The sequence below is a fragment of the Falsiporphyromonas endometrii genome, from assembly GCF_042654485.1.
GTDB classification, from domain to species: Bacteria; Bacteroidota; Bacteroidia; order Bacteroidales; family Porphyromonadaceae; genus Porphyromonas; species Porphyromonas endometrii.
Genome location: NZ_JBHSGO010000216.1, coordinates 39,853 through 59,786 on the forward strand (window position 1 = coordinate 39,853; position 19,934 = coordinate 59,786).

The 19,934-nt window shown below is 40.4% G+C and carries 17 protein-coding genes and 1 pseudogene; 6 read left to right on the forward strand and 12 right to left on the reverse strand.

The window, feature by feature from the left end; genetic code table 11:
• Positions 1-122: 122 nt before the first annotated feature.
• Positions 123-704, reverse strand: coding sequence for an acyltransferase (locus ACFO3G_RS09540; RefSeq protein WP_380080287.1), 582 nt, complete (start codon positions 702-704; stop codon positions 123-125).
• Positions 705-810: 106 nt separating this feature from the next.
• Positions 811-2,223, reverse strand: a complete 1,413-nt coding sequence (gene dnaA / locus ACFO3G_RS09545; protein ID WP_380080289.1) for a chromosomal replication initiator protein DnaA — start codon at positions 2,221-2,223, stop codon at positions 811-813.
• 321 nt (positions 2,224-2,544) lie between these two features.
• Between dnaA and ACFO3G_RS09550 the strand changes: the two genes are divergently transcribed.
• From ACFO3G_RS09550 to hutH, 4 genes are all read left to right on the forward strand, one after another.
• Complete coding sequence (locus ACFO3G_RS09550; RefSeq protein ID WP_380080291.1) at positions 2,545-2,760, forward strand: hypothetical protein; 216 nt, start codon at positions 2,545-2,547, stop codon at positions 2,758-2,760.
• Positions 2,761-3,049: 289 nt separating this feature from the next.
• On the forward strand, positions 3,050-4,309 hold the full coding sequence (gene hutI / locus ACFO3G_RS09555; RefSeq protein WP_380080293.1) for an imidazolonepropionase: 1,260 nt from the start codon (positions 3,050-3,052) through the stop codon (positions 4,307-4,309).
• A 30-nt stretch (positions 4,310-4,339) separates the two neighbouring features.
• A complete protein-coding gene (locus ACFO3G_RS09560; RefSeq protein ID WP_380080295.1) occupies positions 4,340-4,963 on the forward strand; it encodes a cyclodeaminase/cyclohydrolase family protein in 624 nt (207 codons plus the stop codon).
• Between the two features lie 5 nt (positions 4,964-4,968).
• The gene (gene hutH / locus ACFO3G_RS09565) at positions 4,969-6,462 is read left to right on the forward strand and encodes a histidine ammonia-lyase (RefSeq protein WP_380080297.1); all 1,494 of its coding nucleotides are present in this window, start codon (positions 4,969-4,971) and stop codon (positions 6,460-6,462) included.
• Positions 6,463-6,543: 81 nt separating this feature from the next.
• Here hutH and ACFO3G_RS09570 read toward each other — a convergent pair whose 3' ends face one another.
• A complete protein-coding gene (locus ACFO3G_RS09570) occupies positions 6,544-6,996 on the reverse strand; it encodes a hypothetical protein (RefSeq protein ID WP_380080299.1) in 453 nt (150 codons plus the stop codon).
• 218 nt (positions 6,997-7,214) lie between these two features.
• Between ACFO3G_RS09570 and ACFO3G_RS09575 the strand changes: the two genes are divergently transcribed.
• Positions 7,215-9,272, forward strand: a complete 2,058-nt coding sequence (locus ACFO3G_RS09575) for a TonB-dependent receptor (protein ID WP_380080301.1) — start codon at positions 7,215-7,217, stop codon at positions 9,270-9,272.
• Entirely contained in the window at positions 9,269-10,429 is a 1,161-nt protein-coding gene (locus tag ACFO3G_RS09580; RefSeq protein ID WP_380080303.1) for a YncE family protein, read from the forward strand. The genes ACFO3G_RS09575 and ACFO3G_RS09580 overlap by 4 nt, the downstream gene beginning before the upstream one ends.
• An 85-nt stretch (positions 10,430-10,514) precedes the next feature.
• Here the strand turns inward: ACFO3G_RS09580 and der are convergent, their stop codons facing one another.
• From der to ACFO3G_RS09625, 9 genes and pseudogenes are all read right to left on the reverse strand, one after another.
• The gene (gene der, locus ACFO3G_RS09585; protein WP_380080305.1) at positions 10,515-11,825 is read right to left on the reverse strand and encodes a ribosome biogenesis GTPase Der; all 1,311 of its coding nucleotides are present in this window, start codon (positions 11,823-11,825) and stop codon (positions 10,515-10,517) included.
• A 10-nt stretch (positions 11,826-11,835) separates the two neighbouring features.
• Positions 11,836-12,756, reverse strand: coding sequence for a GTPase Era (gene era, locus ACFO3G_RS09590; RefSeq protein ID WP_380080307.1), 921 nt, complete (start codon positions 12,754-12,756; stop codon positions 11,836-11,838).
• 4 nt (positions 12,757-12,760) lie between these two features.
• Positions 12,761-13,762 (reverse strand): beta-ketoacyl-ACP synthase III, encoded by a 1,002-nt coding sequence (locus ACFO3G_RS09595; RefSeq protein WP_380080309.1) that lies wholly within the window; start codon positions 13,760-13,762, stop codon positions 12,761-12,763.
• 109 nt (positions 13,763-13,871) lie between these two features.
• Positions 13,872-14,057 carry a 50S ribosomal protein L32 gene (gene rpmF, locus ACFO3G_RS09600; RefSeq protein WP_380080311.1) on the reverse strand — a complete coding sequence of 62 codons (186 nt, stop codon included), beginning with the start codon at positions 14,055-14,057 and terminating at the stop codon, positions 13,872-13,874.
• A gap of 32 nt (positions 14,058-14,089) precedes the next feature.
• Entirely contained in the window at positions 14,090-14,602 is a 513-nt protein-coding gene (locus ACFO3G_RS09605; protein WP_380080313.1) for a YceD family protein, read from the reverse strand.
• 142 nt (positions 14,603-14,744) lie between these two features.
• Positions 14,745-16,076 carry an MATE family efflux transporter gene (locus ACFO3G_RS09610; protein ID WP_380080315.1) on the reverse strand — a complete coding sequence of 444 codons (1,332 nt, stop codon included), beginning with the start codon at positions 16,074-16,076 and terminating at the stop codon, positions 14,745-14,747.
• 275 nt (positions 16,077-16,351) lie between these two features.
• Positions 16,352-17,380, reverse strand: coding sequence for a DUF4249 family protein (locus ACFO3G_RS09615; protein WP_380080317.1), 1,029 nt, complete (start codon positions 17,378-17,380; stop codon positions 16,352-16,354).
• Positions 17,381-17,392: 12 nt separating this feature from the next.
• On the reverse strand, positions 17,393-19,795 hold the full coding sequence (locus ACFO3G_RS09620) for a TonB-dependent receptor (protein WP_380080319.1): 2,403 nt from the start codon (positions 19,793-19,795) through the stop codon (positions 17,393-17,395).
• Between the two features lie 42 nt (positions 19,796-19,837).
• Positions 19,838-19,934 (reverse strand): annotated as a pseudogene (locus ACFO3G_RS09625) (transposase); the annotation flags it as partial.

Here is a 19,934-nt window from a genome sequence, read left to right on the forward strand (position 1 = left end):
TCAAGAAGGGGAAGAGATCAGACCTATCAATTCCGATTCACACCCCAATAAAGGTATCTACTCACGAGCTAAATGATAACCGTGAGACGGCAAAGGTACAGATTTAGAATCTGTCGAATAGACTATTCTTCGGAATCACTTGCTATGACGCAACCATTTCTCAGGATATACCGATCTCCTTCGATAGGACAATGGGCAATGCCCGCTACATCAAAAGTCAGTTTATGCCCCGCCTTACTAACCCATCCGATCTGTCTGGCGGGATTACCTACCATCAAGGCAAAAGCCGGCACATTGCGTATCACTACACTTCCGGCCCCAATCATTGCATATTCACCTATTACGACACCACACAGCGTCGTAACATTAGCACCAATACTGGCTCCCTGCTTGATAATTGTAGATCGATATTCATGCTTCCTACTAATAAAAGCACGCGGATTTATCACATTTGTAAATACACATGAAGGCCCTAAGAACACATCTTTCTCACAATGAACCCCGGTATAAAGTGTCACATTATTTTGAACTCGACAACCATCTCCCAAAACGGAATCCGGCATCATAACAACATTTTGTCCCAAACTGCATCGATTACCTATCATCGCACCGGGCATAATATGACAAAAGTGCCATATGTAGGTATTATCACCAACGATTGCTCCGGGTTCAACAATGGAAGATGGATCAATAAAAGTCTTCATTTAGCAATGATAAATTTATTAAAAAAGAAAGATCTGAAGAGTGCAAAAAGCTATGATTACCATAGGCCACCCATCAGATCAGAAATTGTGTCTATAAAGAAAACACTTAGTCTTCATTGCGGAGAGCATCCTCTATCCGCTCTAATGTTGCCTTAATCTCAGGTTCATTTTTTTGCCTCTTGCAAATCGTCTTATAACCATGAAGCACAGTAGAGTGATTTTTGCCACCCAGCATCTGCCCGATAGCACCAAGAGACTGCGTTGTGTATTTCTTAGAAAGATACATACAGAAATGCCTTGCCAAAACTAAGTGTTGCTGACGATTGTTTTCCCTTATCTTATCGATTGGAACATTACAAATCTTACTTACCTTGTCAAGAATGCGATCAATAGTAATCTCATGCTCCTCAATAGAAACCGAACGTTTGATAATATCTTCCGCATAAGCCCTGGTTATCTCACGGTTCTCAATAACAGAATTGGTTATCAAAGAGACCAAAACTCCCTCAAGCTCTCTGACACTTCCACCAACACTATTAGCCAGAAAATCTATGATATCCTCATGCATCTTGATACCCTCCTTCTCCAACTGCTTATGAAGAATCTTTTTGCGAAGTTGCACATCCGGACGTTCGAGTTTGACAACAAGAGATCCGGAGATACGAGTAATAAGTCTATCCGGCATTCCTTTGAGTTCAACCGGTGGTTGGTCAGAGGTTAAGATAATCTGCTTACCCAACATATAGAGGTGATTAAATATCTCAAAGAAAGCCTTTTGTGTAGCAGTCTTATTGATAAATCCCTGAATGTCGTCAATTATAAGAACATCGATTTGTTGGTAGAAACTAATAAAGTTGTTGTATTGCCCCGTACGAGTAGCTGTAGTAAACTGCATCACGAACAAATGTGATGACACATAAAGAACTCTCAGATTTGGAAAGTTTTGCCTGACTCCAAGACCAATAGCTTGACATAAGTGCGTCTTCCCCACCCCACTCGGACCGAACATAAAAAAAGGATTCGACGGACCACTACCGGGAGCCTCCACAATGGTTTTACCTACTGTCACAGCAATCTTATTACACTCACTCTCCACGAAGTTGCTGAATGACAAGTTGGGATTTAGTTGAGAATTAAACCCTTGCTTGGCAATACTCTGATTTGCCAAAGACTCCTCCGGTGTCATCGTAGGAAGACCGTTTTGAGGCACATTCTTTGACGGGGTACTTATTGTAGAATCAACCGGTGCATCAGCTGTGCTATCCACCAAAGATGTATAGACAAGTCTGGCATGTGGACCAATGACTGAATGAAGGGCAAATGACAATTCCTTAAGATAGTTACTCTCAATATGATTACTTACAAATTCACTCGGTGACTGTATAGTTAAGGTGGTACCATCAAAGGCTACAGGGACCAACGGAGTGAACCATGTGCTATATGCATCTTCATTGAGTGAGGCACGAAGTTTAGCCAGGCAATCCTTCCAGATTACCTTATGTTGAGAGTTATTTGTCATATTTTATTGGGTGGTTTTTGACCAGTTATTTCATGCAAAGATTGCCCTTTTTGAGCAAAAAAACAAGTCTACCAAGTCACCTCATTTGGGCCCTGTCACTCCATGTGCTTAAAAATTAGGTAGTTAGCATATCAAAGTTATGAACAGTCGACAGAACACACATATCTAATTGTATTACAATTTATTGCATCAATTATTTTGCGATTAAAGTACCTTATTGACAACTAAGCTTTTAAAATCTTAAACCTCTATAAGATAGGTTATTAGAACAACAGAGAAGTCTTTCGAGCAAGAAAATAAAATTTAGACATTGAGTAAATTATGATTCTTAAGAAAGAGCCTGAAATAAGCCTATTCGCATTCTTACGACTTATCATGGTTAGCAATGACTTATTTGATTTATCAAAACCATATCTCAAACCGGCAAGAGATTGTCTATGGTCTGCAAAATGGCGCAAAGAGCTTTTTGAGGTCAAATATCCATATTATAAATCCAAATGGAGTCCAAAACGAGTAACATCATCCTTAAAGATGTGATTCCGGTGCTTTTGATTCATATTATCTTCCCAAGATATAGGATAGCTTGACTAATTAAGATATCTTTGTTGTCGCTAATGAAGTGATATGAAGGACTACGTTTTTTTGATAAAAGTTGCTTGATTATTAGCATTATTAGTGGCCATTCATAACAATAAGCAAACCTCTCGTAAGGGCATTCTCCTCTTATTTAGAGAACATTGTACATCTGAGCCCTTGCAAGAAAAACAAAGGACTTTTGCTACGCAATTGTCTCAATATAGTATTAACCATAAACAAGATATTGAAAATGAATCTATATGTTAAAAACATTGCTCAACTCGTGACATGCTCCGGCAAGGAGGCTAAACACGGTAAGGAAGCGATGAATGATGTAGGCCTGATCGAAGGACCGGCTGCAATAGTCATTAAAGATGGAAAGATCACATTTGCAGGGAAACAATCAGAATTGGATCTTACACTTACCGATGGATGCGAAGAATATGATGCAACAGGTTGTTGCGTCCTTCCCGGTTTTGTAGATAGCCATACACATCTTGTATTTGGGGGATTTAGAGAAGAAGAGTTCCAGTGGCGTCTAAAAGGAGACAGCTATATGAGCATCATGGAACGAGGTGGCGGTATCAACAACACAATGAAAGCTACCAGAAACGAATCTAAAGACAAGCTTAAGTTAGCAGCCAAACATCATTTAGATGCACTTTTTGCACAAGGTATCACTACGGTGGAAGCAAAAAGTGGATATGGTATGGAGAAGGAAGCAGAGCTCAAGCAACTTGAAGTTGTCAAAGAGCTCAATGAGGAGCATCCCATGAGTATTTATCCAACTTATATGGGTGCACACAGCACCCCGCCCGAATATGCCGGCAAAGAGGATGAATTTATAGAATACCTCAATAAGGAGGTACTTCCGGCTGTCATGAAACAAGGTATAGCCAAATGTTGCGATATATTTACCGAAAAGGGTGTGTTTGATCATGCACAGACAAGAAAATACCTTGGAGCAGCCAAAGAGGCAGGGCTCAAACTAAAGATGCACGCCGATGAGATAGTCTCTTTTGGCGGAGCAGAATTGGCGGCCGAACTTGGTTGTCTGTCAGCAGACCACCTATTGAAAATATCAGACAAAGGTATTGAAGCACTTGCTCAGTCAAATACAGTGGCTACAGTCCTTCCCGGTACTGCCTTTAGCCTCAAAGAAGACTTTGCCCCGGCACGTAAGATGATAGATAAAGGGTGTGCTGTAGCCATCGCTTCGGATCTCAATCCGGGATCATGCTTTAGTTGCTCGATTCCACTCTTAATTGCATTGGCAACTATTTACATGAATATGACTGTGGAAGAAGCCATCAATGCACTTACCATCAATGGAGCTGCCGCTCTCGGAATGGCAGACAAGATAGGAAGTATTGACCCGGGTAAGCCTGGAGACCTTTGCATCATCAGATATCCCAGCTACAACTTCCTTTCTTATCACTTTGCAATGAACCTTGTAAAGGCAACGGTAAAAGACGGAAAAGTCTACAATTTTCCAAGGACTAATAACTAATCAATCAAACTAAATAAATAAGTAAATAAAATGCTTACAGAACTTAAAGTAACAGATTTCCTGGCTACAACAGCAGGAGAAGATCCGGTACCCGGAGGTGGTTCGATCTCAGCACTCAATGGCGCAATTGCTGCTGCATTGACAGAGATGGTTGCTAACCTTACACTTGGCAAAAAGAAATACGCCGAAGTACAAGATCTAATGGCCCAGATTGGCAAAGAGGCTGCTGCTATCCAAAAAGAACTTGTTATTGATATTGACCGAGACAGCGATGCATACAATATTGTCTTTGCTGCATTCAAGATGCCAAAAGAGACAGACGAAGAAAAGGCTGCACGCTCACAGAAGATCCAAGAAGCAACAAAGGTGGCTGCAAACGTTCCTATGGAAGTTGCAAAACGCACTTTCTCTCTCTTGGATAAAATTGAAGAGGTTGTAAAAAAAGGCAATCAAAATGCCATTACAGATGGTTGTGTTGCAATGATGTGTGCACGTACAGCTATCTATGGAGCCCTCTTTAATGTTCGCATTAACCTTGGATCAATTAAGGATCAGGCATTCGTTGAGCAACTCACCAACGAAGCAAATAAGATCGAAACAGAAACAGCAAAACGCGAAGCTGCTATTATTGAATACACAAAAACACAACTTTAATAATCATGGCAAAAAAAGTCTATGAAGTAGGAGCTCAAGATTTGACTCTTGACATACTGGAACAGTTCCTAAATGAAGGATTTGACCTTAAACTTTCTCAAGAAGCAGTCAAAAGAATTGAGCACTGCCGCAATTACCTTGACAACAAGGTCAAAGAAAGTGACAAACCTATCTATGGTGTAACCACAGGTTTTGGTTCTCTTTGCAACAGAAATATCTCAGCCGAAGACCTTACCACACTTCAAGAAAATCTCGTAAAGAGTCACTCTTGCAGCTGCGGTAATGAAGTAAACAAGGATATCATTCGTCTTATGCTTCTTCTAAAGGCTCATGCTTTGTCTATTGGCAATAGCGGTGTACAAGTCGTAACAGTTGAACGCATCCTTGACTTCCTTAACAATGATGCTCTACCTGTTGTTTATGACAGAGGATCTTTGGGAGCTTCAGGTGACTTGGCTCCGTTGGCTAATCTTTTCCTTCCATTGATTGGAGAAGGCGAAATGTACTTCAAGGGAGAAAAAAGAGACAGCAAAGATGTTCTTAAAGAACTTGGACTAAGCACAATCACACTTAAGAGCAAGGAAGGTCTTGCACTCCTCAATGGTACTCAGTTTATGAGTTCTCACGGTGTTTATGCCCTTCTTAAGGCAAGAAGACTTGCTAATGTTGCAGACTATATGGCAGCACTTTCTTTGGACGCTTTCGATGGCCTTGACGCTCCTTTTGACGATCGTCTGCACACTATTCGTCCTCACAAAGGACAATTGACTGTAGCTCGTCATATGAAGGCTCTTCTCAAGGATAGCGAACAGATTGCTAAGCCTAAGTCTCAAGTTCAAGACCCATACAGTTTCCGTTGTGTACCCCAAGTACATGGAGCATCAAGAGATGCTATCGACTATGTAACTTCTGTTGTTGTGACTGAAATTAATTCGGTTACTGACAACCCAACCGTATTCCCGGATGATGATATGGTGGTATCAGGAGGTAACTTCCATGGTCAACCATTGGCTTTGGTATATGACTTCCTCGCTATTGCTCTTAGCGAATTTGGCAACATATCTGAGAGACGTGTCGCTCAGCTCATCTTCGGTTTGAGAGGTCTACCTGAATTCCTTGTTGCAAAACCGGGACTTAACTCAGGATTTATGATTCCTCAATATGCAGCTGCAGCAATGGTTAGTCAAAATAAGATGTACTGCCACTCAGCAGCAAGCGACTCTATCGTCTCTTCAAACGGACAAGAAGACCACGTTTCAATGGGTGCAAATGCGGCTACTAAACTTATCCCTCTTATTGAGAATGTAGAAAGGATCTTCGGTATCGAACTTCTTAACGCATCCCAAGCATTCGAATTCCGTCGTCCTACCAAGACCTCTCCTATCCTCGAAAAGATGCTTGCAGCATTCAGGAAGGAAGTTCCTATGGTTGAGAACGACATCGTAATGTACAAGGCTATCCAAAAAGCTACTAAGTTCGTTCAGACATACGAATTCTAATTGCTTACATGCCACAAAAGGGGCTGTGACTGTCAATCATGACTTGTCACAGCCCCTTTTCTTGCTACACACCAAGATCTCTTACATGACCGAATCTTGGACCACTTGCTCTGTATCCCCTTCACTTGGAGATGCGGCATCAATCTTCTTGCCATCTACCCCTACCAAATGATTGACAAACCATTTGCCATCTTTCTTGACCAATTCGAGTTGAATGGTATGATTGCTTTTAGAATAAACCACAGCAGAAGCCTTATCACCACTGATAACAATATCATCAACACGATCCAAATTGTCAAATATCTTTGAACCCTTGACAGACTCTCTAAACGAATCCAATGAACTCTGATCATCTTTGATTTTTAGAAAGCCGGCAGAAAGATCTCCGGCCGAACAGGATGCAAGCTGCTCAATATCTCCCGCTTGATAAGCTTTAAGATAATCTTTAACAACCCCTTTGATAGAAGATTCGGCACATGAAGACAAAAAGGCCGCCATCATAACAAAGATGAAAGAATAAAATAACTTTTTCATACGTACTTCAATGATGCCTTCGCCATAAACAAACACCAAGAATCGGGGAAAGCATTCCAACTCTTTGGTTTAGTAAAGATAATATATGTTTAGATAACACATAAAGAGACAAGCAATCCTCTTTGCAAAAAACAACTCTGCGTACTGAAAGGCAAAGAGTCTCCTTTTATCATTATGACTCAAAAGGAGTAACTTTGCGATTGTAAGAATAGGATGATATGCAAAACAGATCTTTATATACAATGGGAATAATGCTGATGACAGCATTGTTTTTGATAAGTGAAGCCAGCCCATGCCTTGCTCAGAAAGCTGATAAGACTGTCAAGAGCAAACAGGAGGTAAACGCTATTGACACGATTTACAAGCTCAATACCCTTACCGTTACTGCTCGAATACGAAGACAGGATATAATCAAGCCACAGCAACTTAGTGGAAAAGAACTTAAAAGCCTCAACAGTCTTAATGTTGCTGATGCCTTGAGATACTTCAGCGGGGTACAGATAAAAGACTATGGAGGAATTGGTGGTATTAAGACTGTCAATGTACGATCGATGGGGTCACATCATGTGGGAATTTTCTACGATGGCATCGAACTTAGCAATGCTCAAAACGGACAAGTAGACCTTGGGCAATACTCTCTGGACAATATGGAATCTGTGGAGGTATATAACGGACAAAAAAGCACCCCTCTTCAGCCGGCTAAAGACTTTGGCTCATCAGGGAGCGTATATATGCAGACTCGCAAGCCTGTATTTGATACAGATCGAAATTATAACTTGAAATTTAATGTCAAGACCGGTTCGTTCGCCCTAATCAATCCCTCTATCTTATGGGAGCAAAGAATTAGCAACACACTAAGCAGTTCTTTCAGTTGTGAAGGGCTAAACTCAGATGGCAAATATAAGTTCCGCTACAAACGAGTTTTCCAAGATGGATCGACTGCTTATGATACAACAGCCACTCGACAAAACGGAGATATTTGGGCCTTTAGGATGGAGGAAAATCTTTTTGGCCGTCTACCTTCTGGTCAGTGGAAAGCCAAAGTATACCATTACCAATCCGAAAGAGGTATTCCGGGGGCAATAGTCAACAATGTTTGGAGAAGAGGAGAAAGGCTGTGGGACAACAACACCTTTGCACAAGCCATGTTGCAAACCGAAGTGACCGAAAGATATTCACTCAAAGCAATTGCCAAATATGCCTACTATAAAACCCGTTATATCAACAAAGATCCCAAGCTACTATATGTAGACAACAGGTATAGACAACAAGAACTTTACGGATCAATTGCAAATGCCTATTCTCTTTCTGAAGGATGGCATATATCATTGGCTTACGACTTCCAATGGAACAAACTGACAAGCGATATGACCGAGTTTGCTTATCCGACAAGGCAACTCCACCTGGTTGCTCTTGCTACAACTTATCGATCATCTAAAGTCAATCTGCAGGCCAGTTTGCTTGGCACATTTGCCAAAGACCACACAAAACTCAGAGGAGCTGAACCATGGAGAGATGACTTTTCGCCGTCCGCTATGATCTCATACAAACCATTTGACAACATCAATCTTCGCTTCAATGGCTACTTCAAAGGCTCTCTTCGTATGCCCACATTCAATGATTTATATTACGCAGACATAGGGAACAGCGGCCTAAAACCGGAGAGGACAAAACAATATGACTTAGGACTACAATACTCCATATTCAAAGATCAAGGAATATTTAGAGGTCTCGATGCAAAAATAGACGGATATTACAATCGAATAACCAATAAAATCATTGCATACCCCAAAGGACAACAGTTTAGATGGACCATGCTAAACTTAGGCAAGGTTGACATCAAAGGGTTAGACATAGTCCTTACCAACAGACTTGAGCCAATCAAAGACCTTATAATAACGCTTAAGGGACAGTATACCTATCAAAAGGCAATTGATGTCACCAATCCCAAAGACACCTATTACCACAATCAAATCCCATATATCCCATGGCACAGCGGGTCTCTCATCACAATGGTTAATTATAAAGGATGGCAACTCAACTATAGCTTCGTCTATGTCGGGGAGAGATACAACCAGCAAGAAAATACCATATATAATTATACGGAGCCATGGTATACCAACGACATAAGCATAGGAAAAGATATTGCATTTAAAGATTGGGGAATGCGCATACAACTTGAGTGCAACAATCTCCTAAACCAAGACTATGATGTCATTCTAAATTACCCTATGCCAAAAAGAAATTACAGACTTACAATAGCATTCAACATATGAAAAGATTTATCTTCATTATCTTCCTTATTGGACTGACAACTACCCTATCTTCCTGTAGAAAAGATGTGATGATTGTTCCGGCTCAATATACCGACTTACCACAAGCCAAACAGCCAAACAGCCCCTTCAGAGGAATGTATTTGCTTAACGAGGGCAATATGGGAAGCAACAAATCATCTCTCGACTACCTTGACTACATGAGTGGTATGTTTATTAGAAACATCTATGCCGAAAGGAATCCCAATGTGGCTCTTGAGCTCGGAGATGTCGGCAACGATATCAAGATATATGGCTCTAAGATGTACATCGTGGTAAATAGCTCACATAAACTTGAAATTGCAGATGCCATCACAGCAAGAAAAATAAAACAAATAGATGTTCCCAATTGCAGATATATAGCTTTTGACAAAGGTTACGCTTATCTATCGAGCTATGTGGGACCGGTTGTCGTAGATCCCAAAGCTCCCAAAGGTGCAATATTCAAAATAGATACAACCGGCTTAAACATAGTTGACAATGTCGAGGTTGGCTACCAGCCGGAAGAATTGGTCATCGAAAAAGGCTATCTATATGTAGCCAACTCCGGTGGTTATCGCAAGCCTAATTATGACAATACAGTAAGCATAGTCGACCTAAAAAATTTTAAGAAGGTCAAAGATATACCTGTTGGCTACAACCTTCATAGACTAAAAAAAGATCAATATGGGCACTTGTGGATATCCTCAAGAGGAAATTATACAACCGAAAAATCAAACCTATATTGTGCAACCATAAACCCTAATAATCCTCTCAAGTTAGATATTGATACAATCAATGTCCCCTGCTCAAATATTGCAATCAACAACAACTCAGCATACATCCTCGGTACAGATTGGAACAACATTGATATGAAAAATAATATCTCATACGCAATAGTCGACATCCAAAGCAAGAAGAAAGTATCAAATAATTTTATTACAGACGGAACAGAAAGCGAGATAGTGATCCCCTATGGCATTATCGTAAATCCTTACACAGAAGATATTCTTATTACAGATGCAAGGAACTATGTATCCTCCGGAAGGCTGATATGCTATTCCAAGCAAGGAAAACGGAAATGGGTTATGACTACGGGAGATATTCCAAATGCCATGTGCTTTCTCCCCAAAAAGCAATAATCAACGATTTGACAATTGATAAGCAAAGGGGATATGCCGATCAAATTTGGCATATCCCCTTTGCTATATATCATCACATATCGGATTACTTCTCCCTCACAAAGATATTGATTGGTGTCCCACTAAAATCCCAATTCTCACGGATTTTATTCTCAAGAAACCTCTTATAAGGATCTTTGACCCACTGTGGAAGATTGCAGTAAAAAACAAATGTCGGCACAGCTGTACGCACCTGTGATACATATTTGATCTTTATATACTTTCCCTTGTTTGCAGGCGGCGGAGTGTTCTCTATAATCGGGAGCATCACTTCGTTCAACTGATGGGTTGGAATACGCGTAGAACGCTTCTTATAAATATCACCGGCAATCTCCAAGACCTTAAAAATACGCTGCTTGGTAAGAGCTGATATAAATATTATGGGGAAGTCGTTAAATGGAGCAAAGCGAGCATAAATAGCCTCTTTGAAGCATTTGATTGCCTCTTCGGTTTTATCCTCAACCAAGTCCCATTTGTTTACACAAACAATCAGTCCCTTGCTATTCTTCTGGATGATACTAAATATATTGACATCCTGGCTCTCAATACCCCGTGTAGCATCCAACATGAGAATACAAATATCAGAACTTTCAATCGAACGAATCGAACGAATAACGCTATAATATTCCAAATCCTCATTTACCTTACCCCTTTTACGGATGCCGGCAGTATCAACCAGATAAAGATTCTGACCAAACTTATTATACTTTGTATAGATAGCATCACGAGTAGTCCCGGCAACATTGGTAACAATGTGTCGATCCTCACCAATAAAGGCATTGATAAGTGAACTCTTACCGGCATTCGGACGACCTACAACAGCGACACGAGGAAGCTCCTCTTCCAAATCTTCCGGCTGATCTTCCGGAAGAAGTTCAATAATACGATCCAAAAGATCTCCCGTACCGGAACCACTATTTGCAGCTATGGGATAAGGATCTCCAAGACCTAACTGATAAAAAACAGATGCTTGAGCATGAAGAGAGTAATTGTCAGCCTTGTTGGCAACAAGAATGACCGGCTTTTTGCTTTGACGAAGAATACGCGCCACATCCATCTCTAAAGAAGGCTCAGCAATCTGAACATCAACGACAAACAATATCAAATCAGCCTCTTCAACGGCTATATTAACTTGCGAATTGATCTCTTCCTCGAAAACATCTTCCGAACCAACAACCCAACCTCCGGTATCTACAACCGAGAAGTCACGATCCAGCCAAATAGCCTTACCATACTGACGATCTCGAGTCGTGCCGGCAATCTCCGTAACAATAGCACGGCGAGACTCTGTAAGGCGATTAAATAATGTTGATTTTCCTACATTTGGACGGCCTACAATGGCCACTAAGTTGCTCATAATTTACATTTTAATCATTATTATAGCCAAAGCTACGCAACTTCTGAACATCATTGCGCCAATCCTTGACTACCTTAACAAACAACTCCAAGAAAATCTTCTTATCAAAGAATTTCTCTAAATCTTTTCTTGCCATAGTGCCCAGTTTCTTTATTGCGGCACCCTTATTTCCAATGATAATTCCTTTCTGAGAATCTCTCTCAACCATAATCACAGCACGAATGCTAATTAGTTTTGGCGACTCCTTAAAGTCTGTCACCTCAATCTCAACAGCATAAGGAATCTCCTGCTGATAGTATAAAAGTATCTTCTCTCTCACAATCTCAGAAACAAAGAAACGAGCCGGACGATCGGTCAAAGCATCCTTTTCGAAGTAGGGAGGAGAAAGCGGAATAAGCTCTTCAATACGAGTTTTTAAGGCAGACGTATTGAACTTATTGGTCGCAGAGACAGGCAAAATCTCTGCCTCAGGGATGACTTGATGCCAAAGCTCAACCAATGTTTCAAGCTCTGACTGTCCTTTAAGAAGGTCTACTTTGTTAATCACAACAATGATAGGACATTCCAATTTCTTTACCTGTTCGATAAATTCTCCGTTCTTTTCAGGCGTTTCAACAACGTCTGTCACATAAACAAGGACATCGGCATCCAAAAGAGCCGACTTGCTAAAGTTAAGCATCGACTCTTGCAACAAGTAATTTGGTTTGAGTACCCCGGGGGTATCGCTATAGACAATCTGCATATCCGGAGTATTGACAATTCCCAATATACGATGTCTGGTCGTCTGAGCCTTAGAAGTAATGATGGACAAGCGCTCGCCCACCAATATATTCATTAAGGTCGATTTGCCCACATTTGGGTTACCCACAATGTTAACAAATCCGGAACGATGTCCGGATTCGCCAGTTTTATTCAAGTTATCTATCGTCATTTAATTAATTCTTGGGGTCGTAAGCCCATTTGAGATAGATCGCGGCCCAAGTAAAGCCAGCTCCAAAAGAGGTCAAGACGAGGTTGTCACCCTTATGAAGTTTATTTTCCCATTCCCATAGGCAGATAGGAATAGTTGCCGAACTCGTATTGCCATACTTCTCAATATTGATCATAACCTTCTCAATAGGCACCTCCATATATCGTGCAACAGCGTCAATGATACGCAAGTTAGCCTGGTGAGGTACGACCCAGTTAATATCATCTTTAGTCAGATTGTTGCGACGCATAATCTCGCCACACGAACGAGACATATCAATGACAGCATGCTTAAAAACAACCTTGCCCTCTTGATAAACAAAATGCTCGCGACGATCTACAGTCTCATGAGTAGCAGGACTGACAGAACCACCTGATTTCATAATCAAATTGCTTCGGCCAACCCCATTGGTATGCATCACTGCATCCAAAACACCTACCTCTTCCTCAGTAGGCTCAAGTAAAGCACACCCGGATCCATCACCAAAAAGAGGAATGGTATTGCGGTCCTGAGGATCAACGACTGCACTCATCTTCTCAGCTGCAGCCACTATGATCCTTTTGTACCTTCCTGATCGAATATAATTACTTCCGGTCTCTAATGCATACAGCCAACTTGGACAAGCACTTTGGAGATCAAATGTAAACGCATTGGTACACCCTGTTTCATAAGCAACGACTGAAGAAGAGGTCGGGAAATGATAGTCAGGCGTATTAGTAGCCAAGATAACACCATCAATACTCTTCGGGTCGATATTGTGCTTCTTAAGCATATTGTTAACCGCCTGGATAGCCAAATATGAAGCCCCTTTGCCGGGGACTTTGAGTACTCTGCGTTCTTTGATACCTACCCTGGTCATAATCCACTCCTCAGAAGTATCTACCAACTTCTCAATATCCGCATTGGTAAATCTATCTTCAGGAAGGTAGGCCCCAACTGCTGTAATAGCTGCATTTATTTTATTCATAATAATATATAGAGACTACAATTTATAAATGATGACGCTAAAATAATAAAAAAAGCCCCGACTACCCAAAAGTGGAGCCGGGGTTTTTATACCGTTTGCTTATTAGGCATTAAAGAGCAGCCTCTTTAACAATTGCTAACTTGCCTCTGTAGTATCCGCATTCAGGACATACAGTGTGGTAAATGTGCCATGCACCGCAGTTTGGACATTTGGCCAAAGTCGGCATCTTAGCATGGTCATGAGAGCGACGTTTACCTTGTCGCATCTTTGACTGTCTTCGTTTAGGATGTGCCATAATTTTATGTTTTAATTATTAATCATTCTTACTCAACTGAGTTTGTCTTTTAACTTTGACAACTCAGCCCAACGAGGATCTTTAGGGGCATCTTCCTCACCAAAATCATACAACTTGTCAATCATATCCTGATTGCATTCAGACTCCGGATGTACCTTTTTCATTGGAAGTGAGAGTTCGACGAACTCATACAACAGCCAAGACAGGTCTAAGGTAGCCTCTTTTTCGGGAATAGTGATAATATCTTCGGACTCTTCCTCATATTCTTCACCTAATTTCACCATCAAATGGGCAGATGTATCGACCGGACAAATCAACTCATCCAAACATCTATCACAAATGGTTTTGATTTTCCCCTTCAGTTCAATCTGAACGTCAAAGACTCCCGCTGTTTTTGTTATATCAACAGTGGCTTCAACATATCCTCCATCCGTTTCGATCTTCTCCGAATCTGCAAAATATGCATCATCCAAAATGAACGACTCACGGTGACAATCACCTACAATTGCCTTGAGGTCTATCTTATATGTCTTATTTTCAACCACGTTAATCTTTGCGTAAAATCGTGTGCAAAGATAGCAATAAGGACAATAACAACAAAAGGTTTTATGTATGGAGAGTCCTCAACATAGAAGAAGATAGGTCCAAAGTGCTGAATTTATGGCACTTTGAGAAAGTTTATGAAAGCTACAATTTTTTGCTTTTCCATTTTCCCGACCATAAATATTTGTAACTAAAGATACCTATAAAGATGTAATATAAAACTTCTACAGTATAACAAATATCCACAGAAGCTCTTAAGCCATAGGTCATTATACCTGAATAAATGACATAAAAGATAGTGGCAGCCATTTCAATAAGGAGAGCTTTTTTCGTAGCACCCGCAGCTGAGACGGCAGAGAACGCCATATTGCCGTATGCACAAATACAAAGAGAGACACAAATCACATACAAAGCTGGCCTTGCCTCTTGTATTAAAACTGGTTCGTCTGTAAAAACACCAATCACAAAACCGGGAAACACACTAATTATAATACAAACTCCAGCCATAACCAAGAAGGACAATCTCGATATACTCCTCACAAATCGCTTCACCTCGTCACTCTTACCGGCACCAATAAGCTGGCTAACCAATGAATTGACAGATGTGGAGAAGGAATTGATAGGGATAAACAAGAAGATATATACACTCCTTATTATAGTGGCTATGGCAAGAGGCCTTTCGCCCAAATGTTCGATCATAAAGAAAAACAATGCCCATGAAGACATACTGATAAGAGCCTGGAGCATGATATAGACAGAGAGTCTAAATATCTTCAGAATAAGTTTCCACTGAATAGAGAAAAGGCCTCTTACTGAAAGGCCAAAATGTGAACGATCGACCTCCAAGCGAACATAAACAAGGTAAAAGACAAGTGAACACATCTCTGCAATAACTGAAGCTATTGCTGCACCTTTGACACCAAGTTGAGGCAATCCCAATTGCCCAAATATAAGACCATAATCGAGTATGATATTCACGAATGCCATCACAAAGGCATTGTAAGTCAAGACTTTTGTCCTTGCAATACCAACAAAAAAAGATCTAAATGCAGCACACAAGAATGAGAACAAGAATCCAAGGAGTCGGTAATCCCAATATTCGGTGGCGACTGCTGCGATTCGATCAGAAGAAAAAACAGCATAGAAAAACTTCTCTCCAAAAAAATATCCGACAACAATCACAAATACAGCTGCCATAGAGAGCATAATGAAACTTTGTGAAAGGACTTTTCCTATGTTGGAATAATGTTTGCTGCCAAAACGTCTGGCAATAATAATCTGAGTCCCCGCCCCCAAACCAAAACCTAAAGTAAAAACACAGAAATATACCATAGAGGCCATAGCTGAGCCTCCCAAGGCAATCTCTCCAAGTCTACCCATGAAAGCTGTATCTGTAAGCCCTATGATATTTTGAGCAAGCAGAGAGATAAAGACCGGACTTGCAATCCTAAAAACATTTTTGCTGTATTTATTCATAGATTATGAATCAATCAAGTTGCAGAAAAGAACCTACTTTGAAGATATTTTGAATGGATTAAAAGAATATGTAAGGTTTCACAAAACTGCAACAAAACACCCTCAGCACAGATAAATGATGAAATCAAGTATAATCTTACTCTCTGAAAAGACGAGTACCATTATACCAAGGTGTTTTCACAAAGGTAACGAAACATTGCAAGACAGCATATATGCAAAGGGAAGCTGTTCCTGATCTGACCTTGGTTCTTAATCACGAATCAGCATGCCCCATGTTATGGATTTATTCGGAATGGTCTGACACTACCAGATCTAAGCAAGACAAGTCCTATGCCATTTTTTATGTTGGTAAGTGTTGGTGTCTGCTCAACCAAACCAGAGTCTTCATCAATACTAAAATCGTCATCATCGTCCAAGTCCAGATCATATTTTATTAGTCCAAACTTATAATAGGCTTCATTCAGTCCATATAGATAAAAGCACCCCTCTTGATGTTGTGATATTTTTGGAATCCTCACATCAATATTTGCCGTCTTAGAGCTCATTCTCTTTGTATTGAAGAACGGTATAACATAGAGGGAAAGCTGGCTAATATAATTTTCATTGATTCCTTTCATGAGATCATTACACACCTTTGGGAAAAGCGGATCATACCCTGTCCAGACCGGAAAATTGTTCTCACTGTCTCCGTACCAGAATTCTGATTGAGCATCATGGGGTGTTGTATTTCTTACTGCAAGACCCAACCAATTCTCTTTTGGATAGGTTCTATCAGTCATATTTACATCAATTTTATATGTAACATACTTCCCATTTTCATCATGAGCAATACGGCTAAAATGGTTGTAATCTGTCACGACCTCACTTACAGTCAGAGAATTGATCTGAGGCTTCTCCGGCATGACTTCTTCAAAATAGGCCGTCTTGTAGCCGGGACTTGAGGCCTCTATTCGTATCTTTTGTTTCTCTCTTGGAGCAACCTTTCCTCTATAAAAAATTATACCGTTGTAGCTACTCGGATCCTGCTCAAGAAGCTGGCGGTCCACCAATTTGTCATCTATAAACATCTTAACCTCGACAGATTGCAGTCTAAGCGAATCTTCCGAACTATGTTTAGCCTTTCCACTCGAAATATATGCGTTGGTCTTGCTAAGTTTCAATTCAGGAATACTGTCCGCCTCTATCAGTCCGTTGATTACAATAGATGGATGAGTCTGGCTTTTTATATCTAAGTTAAGGTCGTTTTCACAGCCGGTCAGACATAGTGCCAAAGTCGCTAAAACAATAAATATAATCTTATTCATAAACTAAATTCATTAAAATTTATAGGTATAAGATATAGATGGGATGATCGGGAAAAATGTTATGGATTTGAGCTTGGCCCTGTTTACATCAGCGCCCTGCATGAAACCATCGGTCTCCTCATCTAAATAGACCATAAAGGAATTTTGATGGACGTACGCATTGTACAATCCGAAGGACCATATACCCATTCTACCTTTTTTCTTGGGTCTATAAACATTAACATTCAAGTCCAGTCTATGATATAGAGGCATACGGTAATTGTTTCTCTCTTTAAGATATTTCTTTTGCTTACCATTGATATCGGTATAGTATTCCAACGGCAAGGTTGCCATATTACCACTTGACAAAGACCAAGTAGCCGAAAGATCTACCTTCGGGCTAACCTTCCATATTCCAACGATATTGAGTTTGTGTCTATTATCAAAGCGATCCGGAAAGCGCTTACCTCTATTGACTTCGCCTCCCGGATATATTCGGTTAGCCCAAGACAAAGTATAAGAGATCCAACCCGTAAAGGGGCCTTGATTCTTCTTAAGCATCAGTTCTACACCATAGGCTCGTCCCTCACCGGAAGCCACCCTATCCTGCCAACTTTGGTCACTGAGTATCACACTCTCTCCATCTTTATAAGACAAGAGGTGATCCATCGTTTTGTAATACCCCTCAGCAGATATCTCATATCCTTTGTTTGCCCAATATATCCCTAATGAACTTTGTTTGGAGACCATTGGCTTCAATTTGGATGTAGCCGGTACCCAAAGGTCTGTGGGGAGTGCAAGGACACTTCCTTGAAGCAAATGCACAGACTGAACCATCTGCGAATAAGCCCCTTTGATACTGATACGATCATTTAACATCGCCCTAAACGAAGCTCTGGGTTCCGCAGAGAGATAACTCTTTCCCTGAACTTTTATTAATGTCGCTCTTCCTCCCAAGTTTAATGACAACCAATCAACCAGAGATATCTCATCCTCCAAGTAAAGAGAAGTCTCATGGGTGTGTATAACATCGTCCTTAACCTTGATGAGTCCTCCACCAATAACATCATCTTCATACCCTCCTTTTGTATCAATCTTTTCTGCATTTGGTCTGAAAGTATGAAAAGTATAAACACCTCCAAACCTTACAAAGTGGCTATTATTTGGATGAAAGTCCCAGTCCGTTCTCACTCCAATATCATTGATTCCACTCTTAAGTTTGTATTTGAAAGATGAGATATTATTGCCCTCCTTGTCTTCATTGTGATTCTTTATCTTCGAATCGTACTGACTATAAAGAAGCGTGGTATGGGCAAAAAGTTTAGGGCTGATGGCATAATCCCATCCCAAAGAAGAGAGGATATTGCCCCACCCCATATTAAACTTAAAATAATCATAATTGCCACTCTGATATTTATCCTTTGACGATGCGCCTAAGATATCATACCCTGAGTATAGTTGAAAATAGATACGATGTTTGTCATTAAACTTATGATTGAGTTTGACATTGGCATCAAAAAAATGATAGCCAAAATCAACATCCGAATCCTCCTGCTTATTGATGATCCAAATAAAAGGTTTACTAACCAAGTCCAAATAGGTCCTTCGAAAAGAGACATGAAATGAGGTACGATCTTTTAGAATAGGCCCCTCAAAGCTGATTCGAGATGAGATTAATCCAATATTGAAAGTCCCGTGGTATTCCTTCATATTACCATCGTTGGTATGAACATCCATTACGGAACTCAGCCTACCTCCAAAACGTGCCGGAAAGCTTCCCTTATAAATCTCTGCTGATTTGACTGCATCAGAATTGAAAGTGGAAAATAGACCAAACAAATGATTGACATTATACATTGGGTTACCATCAACCAAATAAAGATTCTCGTCCGAATTTCCCCCACGAACAATCATACCCGAAAAACCTTCATATCCCTTCGAAACACCGGGAAGAAGTTGAGCATATTTTATAAGATCAGCCTCACCCATAAAACTCGGCATACGACTGAGATCCTGCATAGACAATCTGGTACGACCTACCTCGATAGATTTGAGCTCCGATCGTCTGTCTGCTGTCACCACAACCGTATTGAGCTCTTTGGCAGACTGTTCTCTAAGACCAATGTTAATAGTTGTATCTGAAGCTACATGAAAAACTTTTTCTTCGCTTATATATCCAACATAAGAATATGTGATACGCAGATCTCCCGCAGGAACGGTCAAACTGTAATAACCGGAATTGTTGGTTACCGTACCTGTTTTATCCGAACTGTTAAAAATATTCACCCCTATAAGACTCTCTCTTGTTTGAACATCCGTAACATATCCACTTATCGTCACCTCGTTTTTATTCTGGCCATAAAGAGGCATAAACATAATAGTAGATAGTATCAATAAGAGAATACAGACAAAGGGTTTGCAAAATGTATAATGCATAAATTACCTATTAATCAATAGTTCGTTAAAAAATATCCAAGCCTAAGCGGCTCTGGCAGTAAATAAAATGAGTTCTTTGAAAAGTTTGTCAATAACTTGCGGGTCTGGGCTAATCCCAAACACGCAAATAAATCGTTCA